Annotated in this window: 21 protein-coding genes; 15 read left to right on the top strand and 6 right to left on the bottom strand. The window is 71.1% G+C overall.

Annotated elements, in window-relative coordinates; all coding sequences use genetic code 11:
* Window positions 1–15 precede the first annotated feature (15 nt).
* Window positions 16–690 carry a hypothetical protein gene (locus AC3IYJ_RS35280; protein WP_489398572.1) on the top strand — a complete coding sequence of 225 codons (675 nt, stop codon included), beginning with the start codon at window positions 16–18 and terminating at the stop codon, window positions 688–690.
* A 20-nt stretch (window positions 691–710) separates the two neighbouring features.
* Here AC3IYJ_RS35280 and AC3IYJ_RS35275 read toward each other — a convergent pair whose 3' ends face one another.
* Window positions 711–1,079, bottom strand: a complete 369-nt coding sequence (locus AC3IYJ_RS35275; protein ID WP_489398571.1) for a PIN domain-containing protein — start codon at window positions 1,077–1,079, stop codon at window positions 711–713.
* Between the two features lie 183 nt (window positions 1,080–1,262).
* On the opposite strand from AC3IYJ_RS35275, the gene AC3IYJ_RS35270 reads away from it, so the two are divergent.
* Both AC3IYJ_RS35270 and AC3IYJ_RS35265 read left to right on the top strand, forming a co-directional pair.
* The gene (locus tag AC3IYJ_RS35270; protein ID WP_489398570.1) at window positions 1,263–1,481 is read left to right on the top strand and encodes a hypothetical protein; all 219 of its coding nucleotides are present in this window, start codon (window positions 1,263–1,265) and stop codon (window positions 1,479–1,481) included.
* A complete protein-coding gene (locus AC3IYJ_RS35265) occupies window positions 1,474–2,697 on the top strand; it encodes a helix-turn-helix domain-containing protein (protein WP_489398569.1) in 1,224 nt (407 codons plus the stop codon). Before AC3IYJ_RS35270 ends, AC3IYJ_RS35265 begins: the two co-directional genes overlap by 8 nt.
* A gap of 106 nt (window positions 2,698–2,803) precedes the next feature.
* Here the strand turns inward: AC3IYJ_RS35265 and AC3IYJ_RS35260 are convergent, their stop codons facing one another.
* The 4 genes from AC3IYJ_RS35260 to AC3IYJ_RS35245 form a co-directional block, all read right to left on the bottom strand.
* Complete coding sequence (locus tag AC3IYJ_RS35260; protein WP_489398568.1) at window positions 2,804–3,775, bottom strand: phosphatase domain-containing protein; 972 nt, start codon at window positions 3,773–3,775, stop codon at window positions 2,804–2,806.
* 5 nt (window positions 3,776–3,780) lie between these two features.
* Window positions 3,781–4,989 carry an RNA ligase gene (locus AC3IYJ_RS35255; RefSeq protein WP_489398567.1) on the bottom strand — a complete coding sequence of 403 codons (1,209 nt, stop codon included), beginning with the start codon at window positions 4,987–4,989 and terminating at the stop codon, window positions 3,781–3,783.
* 62 nt (window positions 4,990–5,051) lie between these two features.
* Window positions 5,052–5,759: a Rossmann-fold NAD(P)-binding domain-containing protein gene (locus AC3IYJ_RS35250; RefSeq protein ID WP_489398566.1), complete on the bottom strand. Its 708-nt coding sequence runs from the start codon at window positions 5,757–5,759 to the stop codon at window positions 5,052–5,054.
* Window positions 5,760–5,788: 29 nt separating this feature from the next.
* Entirely contained in the window at window positions 5,789–6,223 is a 435-nt protein-coding gene (locus AC3IYJ_RS35245) for a VOC family protein (RefSeq protein WP_489398565.1), read from the bottom strand.
* Between the two features lie 212 nt (window positions 6,224–6,435).
* Between AC3IYJ_RS35245 and AC3IYJ_RS35240 the strand changes: the two genes are divergently transcribed.
* Window positions 6,436–7,143 carry a YoaK family protein gene (locus tag AC3IYJ_RS35240; protein ID WP_489398564.1) on the top strand — a complete coding sequence of 236 codons (708 nt, stop codon included), beginning with the start codon at window positions 6,436–6,438 and terminating at the stop codon, window positions 7,141–7,143.
* 62 nt (window positions 7,144–7,205) lie between these two features.
* Here AC3IYJ_RS35240 and AC3IYJ_RS35235 read toward each other — a convergent pair whose 3' ends face one another.
* On the bottom strand, window positions 7,206–8,129 hold the full coding sequence (locus AC3IYJ_RS35235) for a tellurite resistance/C4-dicarboxylate transporter family protein (RefSeq protein ID WP_489398563.1): 924 nt from the start codon (window positions 8,127–8,129) through the stop codon (window positions 7,206–7,208).
* A 499-nt stretch (window positions 8,130–8,628) separates the two neighbouring features.
* Here AC3IYJ_RS35235 and AC3IYJ_RS35230 point away from each other — a divergent pair, with 499 nt between their 5' ends.
* The 11 genes from AC3IYJ_RS35230 to AC3IYJ_RS35180 all read left to right on the top strand — a co-directional run bounded on the left by AC3IYJ_RS35230 (window position 8,629) and on the right by AC3IYJ_RS35180 (window position 20,404).
* Window positions 8,629–9,594: an urea transporter gene (locus AC3IYJ_RS35230; RefSeq protein ID WP_489398562.1), complete on the top strand. Its 966-nt coding sequence runs from the start codon at window positions 8,629–8,631 to the stop codon at window positions 9,592–9,594.
* A 153-nt stretch (window positions 9,595–9,747) separates the two neighbouring features.
* Entirely contained in the window at window positions 9,748–10,053 is a 306-nt protein-coding gene (locus AC3IYJ_RS35225; RefSeq protein WP_489398561.1) for an urease subunit gamma, read from the top strand.
* 3 nt (window positions 10,054–10,056) lie between these two features.
* Entirely contained in the window at window positions 10,057–10,896 is an 840-nt protein-coding gene (locus tag AC3IYJ_RS35220) for a sirohydrochlorin chelatase (protein WP_489398560.1), read from the top strand.
* Window positions 10,897–10,918: 22 nt separating this feature from the next.
* Window positions 10,919–11,419 carry an urease subunit beta gene (locus tag AC3IYJ_RS35215; protein WP_489398559.1) on the top strand — a complete coding sequence of 167 codons (501 nt, stop codon included), beginning with the start codon at window positions 10,919–10,921 and terminating at the stop codon, window positions 11,417–11,419.
* A complete protein-coding gene (gene ureC / locus AC3IYJ_RS35210) occupies window positions 11,419–13,143 on the top strand; it encodes an urease subunit alpha (protein ID WP_489398558.1) in 1,725 nt (574 codons plus the stop codon). The genes AC3IYJ_RS35215 and ureC overlap by 1 nt, the downstream gene beginning before the upstream one ends.
* Window positions 13,140–13,856 carry an urease accessory protein UreF gene (locus AC3IYJ_RS35205; RefSeq protein ID WP_489398557.1) on the top strand — a complete coding sequence of 239 codons (717 nt, stop codon included), beginning with the start codon at window positions 13,140–13,142 and terminating at the stop codon, window positions 13,854–13,856. Before ureC ends, AC3IYJ_RS35205 begins: the two co-directional genes overlap by 4 nt.
* Before the next feature lie 70 nt (window positions 13,857–13,926).
* A complete protein-coding gene (gene ureG / locus AC3IYJ_RS35200) occupies window positions 13,927–14,550 on the top strand; it encodes an urease accessory protein UreG (protein ID WP_489398556.1) in 624 nt (207 codons plus the stop codon).
* A 5-nt stretch (window positions 14,551–14,555) separates the two neighbouring features.
* Entirely contained in the window at window positions 14,556–15,566 is a 1,011-nt protein-coding gene (locus tag AC3IYJ_RS35195) for an urease accessory protein UreD (RefSeq protein ID WP_489403028.1), read from the top strand.
* A 47-nt stretch (window positions 15,567–15,613) separates the two neighbouring features.
* Window positions 15,614–16,975, top strand: a complete 1,362-nt coding sequence (locus AC3IYJ_RS35190) for an ammonium transporter (RefSeq protein WP_489398555.1) — start codon at window positions 15,614–15,616, stop codon at window positions 16,973–16,975.
* Complete coding sequence (locus AC3IYJ_RS35185; RefSeq protein WP_489398554.1) at window positions 16,972–18,339, top strand: ammonium transporter; 1,368 nt, start codon at window positions 16,972–16,974, stop codon at window positions 18,337–18,339. The genes AC3IYJ_RS35190 and AC3IYJ_RS35185 overlap by 4 nt, the downstream gene beginning before the upstream one ends.
* 109 nt (window positions 18,340–18,448) lie before the next feature.
* The gene (locus AC3IYJ_RS35180; RefSeq protein ID WP_489398553.1) at window positions 18,449–20,404 is read left to right on the top strand and encodes an APC family permease; all 1,956 of its coding nucleotides are present in this window, start codon (window positions 18,449–18,451) and stop codon (window positions 20,402–20,404) included.
* Window positions 20,405–20,500 lie beyond the last annotated feature (96 nt).

The following is a 20,500-nucleotide window of genomic DNA, read 5'->3' as shown; positions in this document are numbered from 1 at the left end:
CGAAGGACAGACACGGTGCCCCGTACCGGACGACCCAAGCACCCCGCCACCCTGGCGACGGCCGTGGCGGCCGCAGCGGCCGTGGCCGCTCTCGGCGGGTGTTCCTCGGGCGGCGCCACTACGGACCGGGCCGCGGCCTCTCCGAGCGGCTCCCCCACCCCGTCGGCGCCCGCCCCGTCCTCCTCGGCCCCCTCCCCCTCCTCGCAGGCCCCGTCCAGCGGCCAGAGCCCGCAGTCGGGCCGGAGCTGGCCGGACGTCTTCACGGTCATCCAGAAGTGGAAGGACCAGCCCCGCGGTGTCGGCGCCCCCGACGCGGAGGCGGTCCACTCGAAGTCGGTCGCTCTGCTCAACAACACCGAGACCCGCTACGGTTCCGAGAAGGGCTCCAAGTGCTGGCCCGAGCGGCCGACTTCGCTGACCCCGCTCTGCGCCGGCAACGCGGCCAAGGCCGCCGAGACCGCGAAGACCTCCCTGTCGTGGATCCACCACGAGGACCCGCGCACCTTCACCACCCTGCGCGCGAACGCCGACAAGGTCACCAAGGCGGCCGAGTTCTACAAGTCCCACGCGTGCGAGAGCGCCCCAACGGCCCAGGCGGAGCGCGACGCCTGCTGGGAGGCCGGCTGGACCATCGCCCAGGCCTACCCGTTGCTGCGCGACGGATTCGTCGCCGCCCTCCAGGCCCGCTGACCCGGGGCCCGTACGGCCCTCTACGCCCCCTGTGCCCCCTGTGCCTCCGGGCGCACGGCCCGCGGTCCCACGCATCGCGCGCCGTGCGCCCGTACCCGCTCGCGCAGTTCCCGGTCCGCAGTGACCACCACGCACCCGCCGCGCTCCGCGCAGGCCTCGGCCAGCTCCACGATCCGGTCGTCGCCGCTCCCGGGCGCCGGGTCCACCCGTACCCCGGGAACGGACTCGACGCCCCGGGCGGCGCCTTCGACGACGAGGATGATCTCCTCCCCCTCGTCCCGCCCGGCCAGCAGGTCGCGCAGCCGCTCCGCGGCGCCGTGCCGGTCGCGCCACCAGCCGTCCGGCACGGACCCGACGACGTTCGCACCATCCACGATCAGCACAGTCACCACCCCAGTATGGACAGGTGGGACCGGGTCGGGTCGCCGCGCCGAGCCACTGCGGCCCGGAAGGGCCCCGGACGCCGAGCGTGTCGCCGTTGCAGCCGGTTTCTCCATAGTGCGGACGCCGCGCACTAAGTGAAGCTATGTTGCAGACGCGCAGGCGCCATCAGCGACGAAAGGTCCACCGCCATGTCTCGCCTCAACATCGCCCAACTGACCCTCACCGCAACCCAGAACATCCAGACCGCCAACGACGTCCGTCGCGACCCGGCCGTCGTCAAGGCTGCCAAGCAGTTCAAGGAGGACGGCGTCCGGGCCCTGCGCTCGGGCGGCGCGCTGGCGCGCGAGCTCAAGTCCTCCTGGGATCGCCACAGCCCGCTGGCCAAGGGGGCCGGAACGGATGAGTGATTTCAGCGCGGAGGCCATGGGCCTCGTGATCCGCGAGCACCGCCAGGCCTGCAACCCCCCCATGACCCAGGAGGAGTTGGCCGATCTGGCCGACTACGGGAAAGGGGGCGCGGTCTCGATCTCCCGGATCGAGCACGGGCTCATCAGCCCCGGGGAGCACCGGTTGGCCGCCATCGCCCTCGCGCTCCGGCTGACACCCGCGCAGCTGGAGCTGGAGGCGGAGGACCGGACCAGGTCCCTCGCTCATGAGCGGGGCCGGCGACCGGTGAAACTGCGCGACCAGGTCGCGGACACGAAGAGACGCCACGCCGAGATCAACGAGAAGACGGCCCAGCGCTCGAAGATCACCCAGGAACACGCGGAAGCCTTCAACCTCGTCCACGACGTCGTCCGCGACAAGTTCTTCATGGAGTTCGTGGAGCTGGCCAGGAGCATCGGCGGAGCTCCCGAGCCGGAGGGGCCGGGCGAGGAGGAGACCGGGAGCACGGGCGGGACCCCTACGGCGATCCGCATCGAGGCCATGTCCGCCGGGATCGCCAACGCGATCCGCGGCGCCGCCGCCGGAGGTGCGGCCGGAGCGGCAGCCGGTGGCGCCGTGGCCTACGGCGCCTTCACCGCCGCCGCGTTGTTCGGGACCGCCTCCACCGGGACGGCCATTTCTACGCTGGCCGGGGTCGCCGCGACCAACGCGACGCTGGCCCTCTTGGGAGGGGGCACGCTGGCCGCGGGCGGTGCGGGCATGGCGGGTGGAATCCTCCTGCTCACCGGCATGGTCGCCGCCCCGGCGGCAGCCCTGGCGGCCGCCGGCTTCTACGTCTTGAAGCAGCGCCGGACCAAGAAGGAGGAGGAACGCCTGCGAACCGAGGTCGAGGCCGCGGAGGCCGCTCTGGACCAGTCACAGAAGGGCTTCGACACGATGGTCGACGTGCTGTCGCGCGCCACGGCCGTCATGGAGTACGTCCAAGTCCACGGCACCCACGCCCTCGAGAGGTGGAGGACGAGTCTGCCGCCGGAGCCCCGGGACTGGGAATCGCTGGGGCACGAGGGGCAGGACCGGTACAAGGAGTTCCTCACCGTGGCGGGATGCTTCCTCGCCGCGAGCATCATCAACGTCCCCGCTCTCCTCACGGCGGGGCCCGACGAACTGCGCGAGATGGACAGGGCCGTCGACGAGACGCTGCGGTACGCGGACAAGACCATCAGGTCGATCGTCTGAGTCCCGGAGCCGTTGCCGAGCGGGGACCCGGAACGTCCAGGCCCCCGCTCGCTCCGTCCGCCTCGCTCCGTCCACCTCGCCGCCCGCGCCGAGTGACGCAATCGCCCTAGAAGTCGCCGTAGTTGACCTGCCAGGTCGGCAGGCCCATCCGGCGCCAGATGGCCACCACCCGGTCGCGGTCGTCCAGGGAGACCCTGACGGCGTACCGGCCGCGCACGTGCTCGTTGAACAGTTCCGCCTTGACGATGTCGTCGCGCCGCGTGTCTCCGGCCGGGCGCATCCACAGTTCGTCGTACGGGACTTCGTGCTCACGCAGCCAGGCCTCGGTCGGCTCCCGGTGCTCCTCGCCCCGGCCGGACAGCAGCACGATGACGTCGCCGTCGGCGCGCCGGAAGGAGTCGAGGGCGTCGCGCACCGGCGCGTTCAGCGTGTCGATGCCGCAGCGCGAGAAGTCGTACGGATTGCGGTCGCCGGTCAGCGCGAGCGTGCCGTCGATGTCGCACATCACCGCCGAGGGCAGCGCCGGGTCGGCCACGTACGGGGACACATCCGGCTGGTCGTTGAGCCACTCCGCGGTGAGCCGCCAGCCGCCCCTGCGCGCCTTCGCGTGCTTGTCGGCGAGTATCCGGATGATCTCCTCGCCCACCTGACGCTCGCGCGCGGCGTCGCGGCGCAGGCACTCCTCCACGGGCACGTCGGTGAAGTCGTGCACGACGAAGGTGGCCCGCCCCGCCACGGCCGCCTTCAGCCGCTTGGGGATGTAGGAGGTCAGGTGCGTGTTGTCGACGACCACGTCGAAGCCGCCCTCGACGGCCGCGTCGACCGCCGCGTCCTGGATGTCCAGCACCGTCTGCTCGTGCTTGTACGAGCGCTCGCGCCCCGGATCCGGCACGTCCAGCATGCTGCGCAGGTCGTCGAGGTTGACGCGGCGCATCCGTCCGCCGGACTGCTCCTGGAGGGCACGCGCGGCGGTGGTCTTGCCGGAGGCCGGCAGCCCCGTCATGACGTGCACCACCGGCAGCGCGGGGGGCGTGGTTTCGGTCTCGGTCTCGGTCTCGGTCTCGGGTACTGCGGACACGGGGGTCAGTTCTCCTCGTCGTTCGTGAAGGGGTCGGCGGTCTCGGGCCGCACCTGCCGCCAGGTGACCAGCTCGGTCGTCCTGCCGTCCAGGCGCTGGAACAGCGCGCCGCGGATCCCGCTGTCGCGCATCCCCTTGGTGGCGCGCGCGAACGCGCCGCGGTCGTCGGCCAGGTGCGCGAGGGACGCGTACGCCTCGTCGATGGCGCGCTCGCGCCCCCGGGCCTCGTCCTCCAGGCGGTCGATCACCGAGCGCACCCAGTGGTCGAACTCGTCCGGCACCTGCTCCAGCAGGGCGTCGAGCGGCTTGCCGCCCGAGGCCTCGATGTCGGCGACGGTGCAGTTCAGCCCCTGGGCCACCTGCTTGACGGGCAGTCCGGCGAACCGCTGGATGCCGTGGCTCCGCCAGATGTCCCGCTCGGTCACGCCGGTGAGCACCTTGTGCAGCCGTACGTACTCGGCGATCTTGGCCTTGGCGCGGACGCCCGAGGCGAAGCGCAGCACGAAGCCCTCGGCGTCGGTGCCGGTCGCGTTGCCGCCGTCGGGCAGGGTGTTGGAGGCGGTCAGCGCGAGCAGTTCGTCGAGCGGCATGGCGGGCCACACGGTGACGACGGAGCCGATCCCCTCCCAGTGCGCGGCGGCCTCGGCGAGCGGCACCTCGGCGCCGGCCGCTCCGTACGCGGCGAGCAGCACGAGGTCGCGGCGGTCGCCGTAGTCCACGACGATCCGGTTCTGCGGGTACAGGATCTCCGCGAGGTACGTGGTCCCGGGAACCAGACCGGAGGTGTCGCGCCGGTCGAGGCGGCGCTGCGCCCAGACGGCCTGGGTGCTGGTGAAGGAACCCCTGGACGCGACCCGCCACTGCCCCGCGTAGTGGAAGACCACTCCGAGACTGCCGTCGACCTTGTCGTACACCTCGAACGGCTCGTCGGGCAGGGCGGGCGCGTAGGGCTGCCCTGCCTCGTGCTCGCCCACGTTGAAGAACTTGGGCAGCGGCAGCGCGACGACCGCGCCGGTGACGTCGTCGGCGACGAGACCGCGACAGCGCGTGGTGACCTCGTTCCAGACCCGCTCGTACTGGGCGGTCCGGGTGTAGGTGTAGAGCGACAGCGGCAGCTCGGGGTGCGTCTTGCGCAGCACGTATCCGGCGTCGATGGCTTCGGTCAGCGCCTGTGCGGGCATCAGGTCGTGCAGAGTCAGGCGGTCCTGGCTCATGGGGTTCCTCCCGGTTCGAGATGCCTCATTCTCAGGGGCGGAAGGGTCCGACCGGAACCGAATTACCGCTGGTCCGGGCCCTCGCCGCCGAGCCGGTTGATGTCCTGGGGCCGCAGGATGCGCTGGGTACCGGCGTCCGCGGGGCCGGCCGCCGCGACCGTGATCATGGCGCGGCCCAGCGCCCGGGTGGTGGTGACCAGGTTGGGCGCGAAGCGCCGCAGGACGGGGAAGAGGGGCGCGGTGACCGCGTACGCGGCCCGGTAGAGCGGGGTCTTGGAGGGCGTCCCGCGGTCGGGCTGCACGATCCCGGGGCGGAACATGTAGGCCTCGAAGTCCAGCTTCAGCAGGTCGTTCTCGGTCTTCCCCTTGACCCGGGCCCACATGGAACGGCCGCTCTCGGTGCTGTCGGTGCCCTCGCCGGAGACGTAGGCGAAGGTCAGCCGGGGATTGGCGGCGGCGAGGGGGCGGGCGGCCGCGAGCGTCAGATCGTGGGTGATCCGCCGGTACTCGTCCTCCTTCATGCGGAAGGAGGAGATCCCGAGGCAGAAGAAGCACGCGTCGTACGAGGCCAGGTCGACGCCGGCGTCCGGCAGGCCGCTGTCCGACAGGTCGGTCGGGTCCGGCCGGACGAGCTCGCGCAGTTTGGGATGGGTGACGGCGAGTGGGGTGCGGCCGACGGCCAGGACGCTTTCCACGGAGTCGTCGCGCAGGCACTCGCGCAGCACGCCCCGGCCGATCATTCCGGTCGCGCCGAAGAGGATGACGTTCACGGCCCCACCCTATGCGGGGGCCGTGCGGGTCAGTGGGAGACGCAGAGCTCGTTGCCCTCGGGGTCGAGGAGGGTGGTCCAGGCGAAGGGGCCCTGGCGGCCGTCGTGCAGGTGCTCGGCCCCCTTGGCGATGAGCCGTTCGACCACGGCCTTGGGGTCGTCCTCGCCCGTGCGGACATCGAGGTGGATCCGGTTCTTGACGGTCTTGGGCTCCTCGATCAGCTGGAAGAGGACGCGGGGCGCCCGTTCGAGGCCCTCGGGGTGGCGGATCCCCTGGCCCGCCTTCCAGACGAGGACGCCCCGGTGGGTGGTGGTGTCCTCCTCGCTCGCGTGCCCGGCGGCGATCAGCCCCCGGATGAACTCCTCGTCACTGGGCTCGACTTCCCATCCGAGGGCCTCGGCCCACCAGTCGGCGAGGGCGTGCGGAGTGGCGGAGTCGACGGTCACCTGAAACGTGTAGGCCATGCCGGGACCCTACTGAGCGGCCCACGACGGCGCCACCGGGCCGCCGCGCGCCGCCCGCCCGGGGGCGTGCCCGTCGGGAACCCACCGGGCGGGCACCGCTTTGAGTCGGTATCTCCCGATCGCGCCCGCGCTCGCTATCGTGTGGCGCGCCGCGACCCGGCAAACCCTTCCGGTCACAGCACCAGCGCACCAGCTTCAGAGGGGCGGGCCACATGACCTCCACCGCACGGCACGGGATCCTGAGGCCGCTTGCCGCGCTGCTGTTCCCGCTGGAGCCGGGCGGCGCACCGCCTCCGCACGGGGTGCTGCCGCCCCTGCTGATCGTCCTGACCTTCGTCAGCGGTGTGGTCGACGCGGTGAGCTACCTGGGCCTCGACCATGTCTTCGTGGCCAATATGACGGGCAATGTGGTCTTCCTCGGCTTCGCGATCGCCGGGGACCGCTCCCTGTCCGCTCCGGACTCCCTGCTGGCCCTGGGCGCCTTCCTGGCCGGGGCCGCGGCCGTCGGCCGACTGCGGCGGGGCACGGGGGCCGCCCGGATGTTCGTGCCGCTGGTCGCGGTGCAGACCGTACTGGTGGGCGGCGCCCTGGCGCTGACCGCGGTCGGCGGCCCGCCGTCGGGCGTCGTCGCCCTGCTCGCGCTCGGCATGGGCCTGCAGAACGCCGTGGTGCACCGGCTCGCCGTTCCCGATCTGACCACCACCGTCGTGACCAGGGCCCTGACCGGGCTCGCGGCCGATCCGTGGGGACCGGCGCCGCTGCGTCGCCTCGTCACGGTGGTGGCCCTGCTGCTCGGCGCCCTCGCCGGCGGCCTCCTGACGTTGCGCCATGGTGCGCTGTGGGCACTGGCCTTGGCCGTGGGCCTGCTGGTGTGCGTGGCCCTCTCGCCGCGACTGGACGGTCACGGGTGGCGGCCCTGACGGTTGGACCGTCCCACCTTCGCGGAGCACCCCCGGCTCGTTCGCGAAAGGCCCCCGGACGGTCAGGCGTCGGCGCGCGCCGCGAGGAAGCCCACGAAGGTCAGCGCCCATGCGCCGACGGCGACCCAGAGCAGCACCGTGCCGAGGGGGCGCAGCCACTCCACGCCCGTGGGGCCGGCCGCGGAGAGGCAGGCCGTCGCGGTCATGCCGAGCGGGAAGACGCTCGACCAGCGGCGGACGTCGTAGCACGGGCGCGGCCGGAAGATCTCGGCGCCGAGGAGTACGGCGTACCAGGCGAGGGAGATTCCGAGCGTCACCAGGGTCGCGGTACGCAGTCCCTCGTGCACCCAGCCCGTCCACAGGGGTGAGGAGACGAGACCGGCTCCGGCCAGCGCGGTGATGGACAGGGCCCCGCCGGCCACCCAGTGGTCGCCCGCGCCGGACACCACTTCCCGGAAGTCGAAGCGCACCAGCGCCTCCACGTACAGCAGCAGCCCCAGGCAGAAGGCGGCCAGCGCCGCCCGGCCGAGCCAGTCCTGGCCGGTGGCTCCGGCCAGGGTGCCCGCGAGGACGGCGAGCCCCTGGGTGGCCACGCAGACGAGGAACGCCGCACCGGGCATCCGCCGCCCCCAGTGCCGCAGGACGGCGAGCAGCAGCCCCGGCCAGAGAGCTGCCGCCAGCGCCAGCATCGCGACGGCCACCGGCTGCCATCCGAGGACGGAGAGCCGGGCCCCGAGCACGGTCGTGGCGGCGACGGCGGTGAGGGCCGCCGGGGTGTCGGCCTCGGCGCGAAAGCGCCGCCGGTCACCGAGCAGCCGGGCGCCGAAGTCGGCCGCGAGTACGAGCCACAGTGCCACGGAGACGGCCAGCGCGGCGAGCGACAGCGCGCCTTGGCCGATGAGGCGCAGACCGGCCGAAATGATCCCGGCGGCCATGACGGCGGCCCCGGCGGCCGGTGTCAGCTCGTCCCACCAGCGGGCGCCCACGCAAACTCGCACCTGCCCAGCGGACACCGCCCGGCCGCGCTCCGCCGGTGAGGCGCGCCACGCAGGCCCTGGCGTTGACTCTTCCGGGCCCCGGCCCGGACTCCGGCCCGGACTCCGAAGAGCGCCGGAGAGCGCCGGATCGGCACTCCGGTATTCCGATGTTCCGATACCCGGACCACAATTCCGGCCTCATGGAACAGGAAATTCGAGGTCCTATTGCAAGATTTGCGCAATAAGGCAAATAACACGAGGGGCGGAACTCCGCAACCGCGCGGACTTTCGACCGCCCGACACCTCCACGAACCTCCGGACCCGGTCCGCGCACGACCGCGAACGGACCCGTGACACCCTCGCCTCCAGGTGGGATTGTCACGATTTACCGGTACTGTCGGTGCGTGGTCGGTCACACCCCGCCCCATCCGGTTCCGGTTGCCCAGTCGCGGCGAAGGACAAATCCAGGCCCTTCCGGGCCCTCTCTTCCTGCGCATTGGAGAAGGAAATGCAGGCCGTGGCAACGGAGCCCTTACCTCAGGCTCCCGCTCAACCCGCAAGCTTTGTCCAGGAAGTCCTGCGGGGCGTCGCTCAGGTCGATTTCATGCCGAATGCGATCACGGGCATCTTCTTCCTCGCCGCCCTCGCCGCCGCCGGCTGGCAGTACGCCCTCTACGGACTCCTCGGCGCCGTCGTCGGCACCGCCACCGCCTACGCCTTCGGCATCGACCGCGAGATCGTCTCGGTCGGACTGCGCGGCTTCAACGGCACCCTGGTCTCGCTCGGCTTCGCCGTCTTCCTCGGCGCGGAGCACCTGTCCACCCTGCTGCTCGCGATCGGCGGCAGCATCACCGTCGTGGTCGTCACCTCGGCGCTCGCCACGATCCTCGGCACCTGGAACATCCCCACGTTCACGGCGCCCTTCTGCATCATCGCGAGCGTGATGACCATCGCGGCGCCCAGCTTCTCCCGGGTGTGGCACGCGGGCCCCGGTCTGGCGGCGCTCCCCGAGCCCGCCGCGGGAACCACGACGCTGGGCTGGGAGCAGCTCTGGCACGGGTTCTTCTCCAACATCGGCCAGATCTTCTTCATGCCGCAGTGGTACGTCGGCCTGATCTTCCTGGCGGGGATCTTCGTGGCCGACCGGCTCGCCGGGGTCATGGCCTGCGTCGGCAGTCTCAGCGCCATCTTCGTCGCGTGGGCGATGGGTTCGCCCGCCGAGGGCGTGTCCCAGGGCCTGATGGGCTACAGCAGCGTGCTCGTCGCGATGGCCCTGTGCGGGGTCTTCATCGTCCGTTCGAACTGGAGCTTCGCCTTCGCCGTCCTCGGCGCCGGGGCGGCGACCGGGCTGACCGCGGCGATGACCGCCTTCTTCGCCCCGTTCGGCGGCCACACCTTCACCTGGCCGTTCGTCCTGACCGCGCTCGTCTTCGTCGCGGCCGTCCCGCAGATCCCCCGGCTGCGACGGACCTGAGAGGTCCGTCCGGAACCTCCCGGAGTCCCGCCCTGCCCGACCCTGCCCTGCCCGATCCCGCCGCCCCACTCCGTCCGCCCCCGCCGCGCCCCGCTCCGTCCTGAACCCGAGTCGTGCGTCCGAACCACCTTGAGAGCCGAAAGTGAGTGACCGATGAATCTGGCCCCCCGTGAGATGGACAAGCTCTGGATCTACGTCGTGGCCGATCTGGCCCGCAAGCGGCGCGACCGGGGCGTCAAGCTCAACTACAGCGAGGCCTGCGCCCTGATCAGCGAGGGCATCCTCGAAGGCGCCCGCGACGGCAGGACCGTCGCCGAATGCATGGAGCTCGGCAAGCAGATCGTCTCCGGCGCCGATGTCATGCCCGGCGTACGGGAGATGCTGCCGCTGCTCCAGGTCGAGGCCGCCTTCCTCGACGGCACCAAGCTCGTCTCCTGCCACGACCCCGTGGGCGCCTGATCCATGGCCGCCGCAGTCGCACCCGAACGGCCGGGCACGGTCCCGGAGTCGGCGGCCACGGTCATCCTGGCCGGCGGCCACGAGGGCGGAGCCGCGGCCGGGGCCTTGAGCGCGGGCCGACCGCTCGCCGAAGCCGTGCGCCGTGCGCTCGCCGATTCGCCCGACCCGGTCTGCGTGGTCCCGATGACGCTGGGGCGCGACCCCGGGCTGATCGCCGACTGCGCCCGCGCGCTGCGCTGGCTGGGCCGTGACGAGGGCCGCGGGCGGCTCGCGCTGGCCCCGCCGTTCGCCACCGTGGACCATCTGACCGCGTGGCTCCGTACCGCCGCCCTCAAGGCGGTGCGCGAGGCGCCCGAGACCTCGGCCGTCCTGGTCACGGCGCCCGCCTCCGGGCCCTTCGAGGACGCCGACCTCTTCCGGGTGGCCCGGCTCGTGCGCCAGTACGGGCACCACCGCTGGGTCGAGGTCGCCTTCGACGGCGGCGACCCGGACCTCGCTGAGGGGGTGGAGCGGTGCCGTCGCCTGGGCGCCGAACAAGTCGCTCTGGTCCGCGCCGCGTTCGCCGCTCCCGCCGAGATGCCGGCCGGGGTCCTGGACACCGGTCCCCTGCTGTCGGAAGCGGCGCTCGCCCAGGTGGTACGGGCCCGGGTTCAGGAGGCCCTGCACCGGCTGGCGCACGGGCAGGACGGCATCACCGAGGGGCTGGACGCCGAGCACGGCCACGGGTACGCGCACTCGCACGGCCCGGACGGCGACCACGGTCACACGCACGAGCACGGTCACGCGCACGGGCACGAGCCGTCGCACGGTCACGGTCACACGCACGGCCATTCCCACCACTGATCCGAAGGAAGGAAGTACCACCATGTCCGGTGGCGCCAAATACCTCTACGGAGAAGGCTCCGTAGAGATCAACGCCGGCCGCCGCAAGGCCAAGGTCACCGTGTCCAACACGGGCGACCGCGCGGTCCAGGTCGGCTCGCACTACCACTTCTTCGAGGCCAATCGGGCCCTGGACTTCGACCGCAACGCCGCCTACGGCATGCACCTCGACCTCCCGGCCGGTACCGGCGTCCGCTTCGAGCCGGGCGACACCCGCGAGGTCGAGCTCACCGCGTACAGCGGACACGGGCGGCTGATCGGCTTCAGCTCCCTCGTCGACGGCGGTCTCGGCTCCACCGACACCCGGATCCGCGCCCTGCGCCGGGCGGTCGAACTGGGCTTCAAGGGCGCCCGGATCGAGGACGTACACACCGAGACGGCGCCCCGCGCCGCCGGTGCCGGTGACTCCGCCGCGGGCCAGGGCCAAGGGTCCAAGGGCGAGGACGGCAAGAAGAACAAAACCCACAAGAAGGGCGAGAACTGATGGCCGTCTTGAGCCGCAAGCAGTACACCGACCTGTTCGGGCCGACCGTCGGCGACCGCTTCCACCTGGCGGACACCAATCTGGTCGTCGAGGTCGAGAAGGACCACAACGAGGGCCACTACGGCGACGAGGCCGTGTACGGCGGCGGCAAGAGCATCCGCGACGGCATGGCCCAGGACCCGCAGGCCACCAACGCCCAGGGCGCCCTCGACCTGGTCATCACCAACGTCGTCGTCATGGACGCGATCCTGGGCGTGGTCAAGGGCGACCTGGGGATCAAGGACGGGTTCATCGCGGGTCTCGGCAAGGCCGGGAACCCGCACACCCAGTCCGGGGTCCACCCCAAGCTGGTCATCGGCCCCGGCACCGAGGTGATCTCGGGCGAGCACCTGATCGCCACGGCCGGGGGCATCGACACCCACATCCACTTCATCTCCCCGCAGCAGGCCGAGCACGGCCTGTCCAACGGCATCACCACCCTCATCGGCGGCGGCACCGGCCCCTCCGACGGCACCAACGGCACGACCTGCACCCCGGGTCCGTGGAACATCGGCCGCATGTACCAGGCGGTCGAGGACATGCCGGTCAACGTCGGTCTGCTGGGCAAGGGCAACGGCTCGCTGCCGGACGCCCTGATCGAGCAGGTCGAGGCGGGCGTCTGCGGCCTGAAGGTGCACGAGGACTGGGGCACGACCCCGGCCGCGCTGAGCAAGGCCCTGGACGTCGCCGACGACTACGACGTCCAGGTCGCCGTGCACACCGACACCCTCAACGAGTCCGGATTCTTCGAGGACACCCGCTCGGCCATCGACGGGCGCACCATCCACACCTTCCACACCGAGGGCGCGGGCGGCGGCCACGCCCCCGACATCATGCGGGTGGCCGGAGAGCCCAACGTCCTGCCGTCCTCCACCAATCCGACGCTCCCGTACACCGTGAACTCGGTGGACGAGCTCCTCGACATGGTGATGGTCTGCCACCACCTGTCGCACGACATCCCGGAGGACGTGTCCTTCGCGGACTCCCGCGTGCGCGCCGAGACGATCGCCGCCGAGACGGTGCTGCACGACGAGGGCGTCATCTCGATCTTCTCCTCCGACTCGCAGGCCATGGGCCGCGTCGGGGAGTCCTGGACCCGCGCCTTCCAGACCGCCCACCACTGCAAGGACCAGCGCGGCAAGCTCGACGGCGACACCGAGCGCAACGACAACTTCCGCGTGCTGCGCTACCTGGCCAAGATGACCATCAACCCGGCGCTCGCCTCGGGCACGGCCGACTACATCGGCTCCCTGGAGGCGGGCAAGCTCGCCGACGTCGTGCTGTGGCCGATCAACTCCTTCGCCGCCAAGCCGAAGATGGTCATCAAGGGCGGCCTGATCAACTGGGCGCTGATGGGCGACCCGAACGCCTCGCTGCCGACCCCGCAGCCCGTGTACTACCGGCCCATGTTCGGCGCGTACGGCAAGGCCCGTCAGGCCACCCGCGTCTCCTTCATGTCCCAGGCCGCGATCGACCTGGGCGTCCCGCAGAAGCTGGGCCTGGACAGCAAGGTCCTGCCGGTGCGGCACTGCCGGACGGTCGGCAAGCAGCACATGGTCCGCAACGACGCGCTGCCCGTGATCAAGGTGGACCCCGAGACGTACAAGGTCAGCCTGGACGGGGTGCCTGCCACCATCGAGCCGGCCCGCGAACTGCCCCTGAACCACCTCTTCTACCTGGCATGAGCAGCGCCGTGGACTTGCCCGGCACCACGCCGGTACAGGCCCTGTTGGTCAGCCTCCAGCTGACCGACTCTGCCTTCCCCAGCGGCTTCTACACCCTCTCGCACGGCCTGGAGGGCTACGCCCAGGCCAAGGCCGTGGCCCCCGAGGGCGTTCCGGGGCTGCTGGCCGACCTGCTGCGGCATTCGGTGGGCCCCTCCGACGCCACCGCGCTGGCGCTGGCCCACCGGGCCGCACTGGCCGGCGACTGGGACGCACTCGCCGAGACGGACCAGCGGCTGAACGCGACCAAGCTCAACGAGGGGCTGCGCCGCGCGGCCACCCGTACCGGCCGCCAGCTGCTGGATCTGGCCCGCGAGTGCGTCGGCGGCGAGCCGCTGGAGCGGTACGCGGAGCTCGTCGCCGCCAAGCGGGCCATCGGCACACAGGCCGTGGCCGCCGGGGTCGCCTACGCGGCCGCCGGCGTCCCGGCCGAACAGGCGGTGGTGAGCGACCTGTTCGCGTACGCGGCCAGTTTCACCGGGGCCGCACTGCGGCTGCGGCTCACGGACCACCGCAAGGCCCAGGTGGTCCTGCGGGGCATCGCACCCGTCATCGAGGAGGTGGCGGGCGCCGCCCTGCGGCGCGAACTCGCCGACCTCGGCGGGTGCGTTCCGATGGCCGATGTGATGTCGGGCCGTCACGAGCGGGCCGAGGCGCGGCTGTTCGCGACCTGACCGAGCCAACCAGTTGCCGCTCGAACCTTGTTGTCCGGATATCCGAAATCCAGAAGGTATGTGACTTGCGATGAACGTGGACAACGTCCTGCGCGTCGGCGTCGGCGGCCCCGTCGGCTCCGGGAAGACGGCGCTGATCGAGGCCCTGGTGCCGATCCTCATCGAGCGCGGCCACCGGCCCGCCGTGATCACGAACGACATCTACACGCAGGAGGACGCCCATCACGTGCGCCGCACCCTCGCCGGGGTGCTCGACCCCGAGCGGGTCGTGGGCGTCGAGACCGGGGCCTGCCCGCACACCGCCGTGCGCGACGACCCGACGATGAACCTCGCCGCCGGCGCCGAGATGCTCGAACGCTTCCCCGACGTCGACACCCTGCTCTACGAGTCGGGCGGAGACAACCTCACCCTGACCTTCAGCCCGGTCCTCGTCGACATGTTCCTCTTCGTCCTGGACACCGCGGAGGGCGAGAAGATGCCCCGCAAGCGCGGGCCGGGCATCACCGAGTCCGACATGCTGGTGATCAACAAGATCGACATCGCCCAGTACGTGCGCGCCGACCTCGGCGTGATGGAGCGCGACGCGCACCACGTGCGCGAAGGGCGCCCCGTCGCCCTGACCAACTGCCTGACCGGCCAGGGCCTGGAGGAGATCGCGAACTTCATCGAGTCCTTCCGCCGGGTACCGGCGTGAGCATCGTGGCCGCCGAGCCCGAGGCACCGGTTCCGCCCGACGCACCGGTTCCGCCCGAGACACCGGTCCCGCCCGAGACACTGATCCCGCCCGCGCGGCTGGACCCGGCGCACTACGAGCCCCCGCGCGTCCCGCTGGAGGTGCTCCGGCACTCTTCGGTGCCGGACACCCTGGGCGTCGGGCGACCGGGCAAGGTCGGACTGCTGGAGCTGGGCTTCGAGCAGGCCGGCGGGCGGACCGAGCTGGTGCGGCACTACCAGAAGTCCCCGCTGCAGATCATGCGGCCGCTCTACTTCGACCCGCACCGCCCCGACCTGCCCATCACCTTCCTGATGTCCACCGGCGGCGGGATCATCCAGGCCGACAGGCTGCGCACCGACCTGGTCTTCGGCCCCGGCACCTCGGGGCACATCACCACCCAGGCGGCGACCAAGGTCTACCGGATGGAGCACGACTACGCCGTCGCGCAGACCTTCCTGACCGCCGGCCCGGACGCATACGTCGAGTACCTGCCGGATCCGGTCATCCCCTACGTCGACTCGCGCTTCTACCAGCGCACCATCGTCACCGCCCACCCCACGGCCACCGTCCTGGCGAGCGAGACCGTACTCTCGGGCCGGCTCGCGCGCGGCGAGCGCAACGCCTACGAGGTCTTCGCCTCGGACTTCGAACTGCGCAGGCCGGGCGGCGAGTTGGTCGCGCTGGACACCGTACGCCTGGAGCCCGGCGGGTCCGGGGTGGACGGTCCCGCCGTGCTGGCCGGTCACTCCGTGATGGCCTGCTTCTTCGCCGTCAGCCCGCTCGCCCCCGCCCGGGAGCTCGCCGATCTGCTGCACGCGACGCTGGCCGGCCGCGGACTGCCCTACGGGGTCAGCGTGTTGCCGCAGGAGTGCGGAGCCTGGGTGCGGGTGCTGGGCGAGCACACCGAGGCCGTGACCCAGGCGCTCACCGCCGTCTGGGACGCGGTGCGCCGGCGCCTGATCGGCGTACCGGCTCCGGCCATACGCAAGACCTGAACCCCGCCCCGCCTCCCGCACGTTCACGATCAGAGAGAGCTCCGCCCATGCCCAGTGGCTACGACACTGGTAATACCGCCTGGATGATGGCGAGCACCGCGATGGTGCTGCTGATGACTCCCGGCCTCGCCTTCTTCTACGGAGGCATGGTCAAGACCAAGCACGTACTGGTGATGCTCAAGATGAGCTTCGCCTGTCTGTCGCTGGTGACGATCCTGTGGCTCGCGGTCGGCTACACCCTCGCGTTCGGCAAGGACTCCTGGGGCGGCCTCATCGGCAATCTCGACCACGCCTTCTTCCAGGGCATCGGGATGGACTCGCTGCACGGCTCCATCCCGACGGTGATCTTCGCCTGCTTCCAGATGTCGTTCGCCATCATCACGGTGGCGCTGATCAGCGGCTCGATCGCGGGCCGGGCCACCATGAAGGGCTGGCTGGTCTTCGTCATCGCGTGGACGATGCTGGTCTACGTGCCCACCGCGCACTGGGTGTTCGCCCCCGACGGCTGGATCCAGAAGTCCCTGGGCGCGCTCGACTACGCCGGCGGCCTGCCCGTCGAGCTCAGCTCGGGAGCCTCGGGACTCGCGGTCGCCATCGTGCTGCGCAAGCGCAGGGACTTCGAGCGCGAGCCGATCCGCCCGCACAACCTGCCGCTGGTGGTCATCGGTCTGGCGCTGCTGTGGTTCGGCTGGTTCGGCTTCAATGCGGGCTCCGCGCTCCAGGTCGAGGGCAGCGCCCCGACCACCTTCTTCAACACCCAGCTCGCGGCGGCGGGCGCGATGATCGGCTGGCCGATCATCGAGAAGTGGCGCCTGGGACACGTCGAGATGCTCGGCGTGGCATCGGCGGCGGTCGCGGGCATGGTGGCGATCACCCCGTCCTGCGGCGAGGTCTCCCCGCTGGGCGCGCTGATCATCGGTTTCATCGCCGGCGTGGTCTGCTGCTTCGCCATCAACCTGAAGTACAAGATCGGCGTGGACGACACCCTCGACGTGGTCGGCGTGCACGGCTGGGGCGGCATCGTCGGCGTCCTGTCCATCGGCTTCTTCGCGACGGCCGCGATGAGCGGCAAGAAGGGCCTCTTCTACGGGGGCGGCCTCGACCAGCTGTGGCGCCAGGCGGTCGGCATCCTGGCGGTCGGCACCTTCTCCTTCGTCATGACCTGGCTCATCGCCCGGGCGATCGACAAGGCCGTCGGCTTCCGCACCTCCGAGGAGTACGAGAACGTACCCGGCCGCGAGGAGGAGGTCGCCTACGACAACGAGACCCTGGAGCAGATCCGCGACCGGATGGACGAGTCCGGTGGCCCGTCCAAGGAGCACGCGACGGTGGGCGCCGACGAGCGTCAGGACGCCGCGCTGCTGGCCGAGATCGTCTCCGTACTGGACCGACGGGAGCGTGACAAGTGAACACCCTGACGGCTGCCGCCGTCGCGGACTCGGGCAATGCCTCGTGGCTGATGATGGCCTCGGCCCTGGTACTGCTGATGGCCCCCGGCGTGGCCTTCTTCTACGGCGGCATGGTCCGCACCGGTCAGATCATCGCCATGCTGAAGATGATCTTCTTCTGCGTCGTGATCGTCACCGTGCTCTGGTACGCGATCGGCTACTCGCTGGCCTTCGGCCCCGACGCCGGCGGGCTCGGCGTAATCGGCACCCTGGACCACGCCTTCCTGCGTGGGATCGACGCCTCCTCGGTGACCGGCACCGTGCCCACCGTCACCTACGTGGTCTTCCACATGTCCTTCGCGATCGTCACCGTGGCCCTGATCGCCGGCTCCATCGCGGGCCGCGCGAGCATGGGCGGCTGGATCGCCTTCGTGATCGCGTGGACCCTGCTGGTCTACATCCCCATGGCGCACTGGGTCTTCGACCCGGAGGGCTGGGCGGCCAAGCAGCTCGGCGCCGTGGACTTCTCGGGCGGCACGGTCGTGGAGATCGGCTCGGGAGCGGCCGGGCTCGCCCTCGCGATCGTCGCGGGCAAGCGGGCGGACTTCGAGCGCCAGGGCATCCGGCCGCACAACCTGCCGCTGGTCGTCATCGGTCTGTCGCTGATGTGGTTCGGCTGGTTCGGGTTCAACACCGGCTCCTCGCTGGGGACCCCGGGCGGGGCCGCGATGGCCTTCCTCAACAGCCAGCTCGCGGCGGGCGCCGCGATGGCCGGCTGGGCGGTCACCAGCTGGTGGCGCACCCGGCGGGTCGGCCTGCTCGACATGTGCATGGGCGCCGTCACGGGCCTGGTCGCCACGACTCCGCTGGCGGGCGGGGTAAGCCCGGTGTGGGCCACCGTCATCGGCTTCCTCGCCGGCCTGACCTGCGCTTTCGCGATCAGCTGGAAGTACCGGCTCGGCGTGGACGACACCCTGGACGTCGTGGGCATCCACGGCTGGGGCGGCATCGTGGGCATGGTCATGGCGGGGCTGTGCGCGACCGGCACGCTCACGGGCCGCAAGGGCCTGTTCTACGGCGGCTCCTGGGACCTGCTCGGCAAGCAGCTCACCGCCACCGTGGTGCTGGGCCTGTTCTCCTTCGCGATGACCGCGCTGATCGGCAAGGTCATCGAGGCCACCATCGGCCTGCGCCAGCCCGGCGGGCTGGTCGAGAAGGAGCAGGCCTACGCCGAGGTCCTCTCCGACCACCTCAAGCAGCTCTCGGCCGACGACAGCCGCGTCTCCGGGACGAGCGAGGAGCCGGAGAGCGCCTCCGCCCTGGTCGCCCGGCTGCGCGAGGTCCTGCTGACGGCCCAAAAGAACGGCGGGGACCAGCGGCGTTAAGAGCGCGTCAGGATCGGGACCCGCGCGTGAAATCCCTGTCAGGTTCCGTACGCTCAGTGCTCGGTCGTACTGATGGCCGAAAATCGAGTTGTACGACAGGAGCACCACGATGGCTTCCGCCACCGCCACCCCGACCACGCGACTGCGTGCCTGGCTGCTGGACGGTCTCACCGAACGTCCCAAGCACCACACCGGCGGGGACGGCCCTCAGGCGACGGGAACCGAGCCCGAGGGCCGGCCGTGGTGGCGGGTGATGTGCCTGACGGGTCTCGACTACTTCTCCACCCTCGGCTACCAGCCGGGCATCGCGGCGCTGGCCGCCGGACTGCTGTCACCCCTGGCGACCATCGTGCTCGTCGTCCTGACCCTGTTCGGCGCGCTGCCGGTGTACCGGCGGGTGGCCGAGGAGAGCCCGCACGGCGAAGGCTCGATAGCGATGCTGGAGCGGCTCCTGTCGTTCTGGAAGGGCAAGCTGTTCGTCCTGACCCTGCTCGGGTTCGCGGCGACCGACTTCCTCATCACCATCACGCTGTCGGCGGCCGACGCCACCGCGCACCTGGTGGAGAACCCGCACCTGACGAGCGTGCTCAGCGGTCACCAGATGGTCATCACCCTGATCATGATCGCCCTGCTGGGCGCGGTGTTCCTCAAGGGGTTCAGCGAGGCCATCGGCGTCGCCGTCGTCCTGGTCATCGCCTACCTCTCGCTGAACGTCGTGGTCATCGGGGTCGGCCTGTGGCAGGTGCTCAGCAAGCCGCACGTCATCGGGGACTGGACCGAGGCGCTCACCACCCAGCACGGCAACCCGGTCATGATGGTCGCCATCGCGCTCCTCGTCTTCCCCAAACTCGCCCTCGGCATGTCCGGCTTCGAGACGGGTGTGGCCGTCATGCCGCACGTCCAGGGCGACGCGGGCGACACCCCGGCCAAGCCCGCCGGACGGATCCGCGACACGAAGCGGATGCTGACCACGGCCGCCGTGATCATGAGCGTCTTCCTCATCACGAGCAGCTTCGTCACCACCCTGCTCATCCCGGCCGATCAGTTCAAGCCGGGCGGCGATGCCAACGGCCGCGCCCTGGCCTACCTCGCCCACGAGAACCTGGGCTCCGCCTTCGGCACGGTCTACGACGTCTCGACCATCCTCATCCTGTGGTTCGCCGGCTCCTCCGCGATGGCGGGTCTGCTCAACCTGATGCCGCGCTACCTGCCCCGCTACGGCATGGCCCCGCACTGGGCCCGCGCCCTGCGCCCGATGGTCATCGTCTTCACCCTCGTGGCCTTCCTCGTCACCTGGATCTTCGACGCCGACGTCGACGCCCAGGGCGGCGCGTACGCCACCGGCGTGCTCGTCCTCTTCACCTCCGCCGGTGTGGCCGTGACCATCGCCGCCCGCCGGGCGGGGCAGCGCGGCTGGACCATCGGCTTCGGCGTGATCTCCGTGGTGCTGCTCTACACCACCGCGGTCAACGTCGTGGAGCGGCCCGACGGCGTGAAGATCGGCGCCTGCTTCATCGCCGGCATCATGGCCCTGTCCCTGCTCTCGCGCCTCGCCCGGGTCTTCGAGCTGCGCGTCACCCACGTGGAACTGGACGACATGGCGGAGCTGTTCGTCCGCGACACCGCCAACCGCACCATCCGCTTCATAGCCAACGACCCCGGCAACCGGGACAAGGCCGAGTACCGCGACAAGGTCGACCAGATCCGGACCGACAACGACATCCCGGCCGGCGACGACGTGCTGTTCGTCGAGGTCACCGTCCTGGACCCGTCCGAATTCGAATCGGGTCTGAAGGTGCGGGGCGAGGTGCTCCACGACCGCTACCGCGTCCTGACGCTGGAGAGCTCCACCGTGCCCAACGCCCTCGCGGCCCTCCTGCTCCACGTGCGCGACGCGACCGGCCAGCGCCCCCACATCTACTTCGAGTGGACCGAGGGCAACCCGATGGCCAACTTCCTGCGCTTCTTCCTCTTCGGCCAGGGCGAAGTCGCCCCCGTCACCCGCGAGGTCATCCGCGAAGCCGAACCGGACCGCGCCCGCCGCCCCCACGTCCACGCGGGCTGACCGCGGCGACCCGCTGAGCGGGCCGCCTCCCCCGCATGGCGAACACTTGACGCAAGGTTGACCGCTTCGGAGGAGAGCCCGCGGCCAAGGTCAACT

The sequence above is a fragment of the Streptomyces sp. GL_140 genome, assembly GCF_057834465.1.
This window is presented reverse-complemented; position numbering and strand designations above follow the sequence as displayed.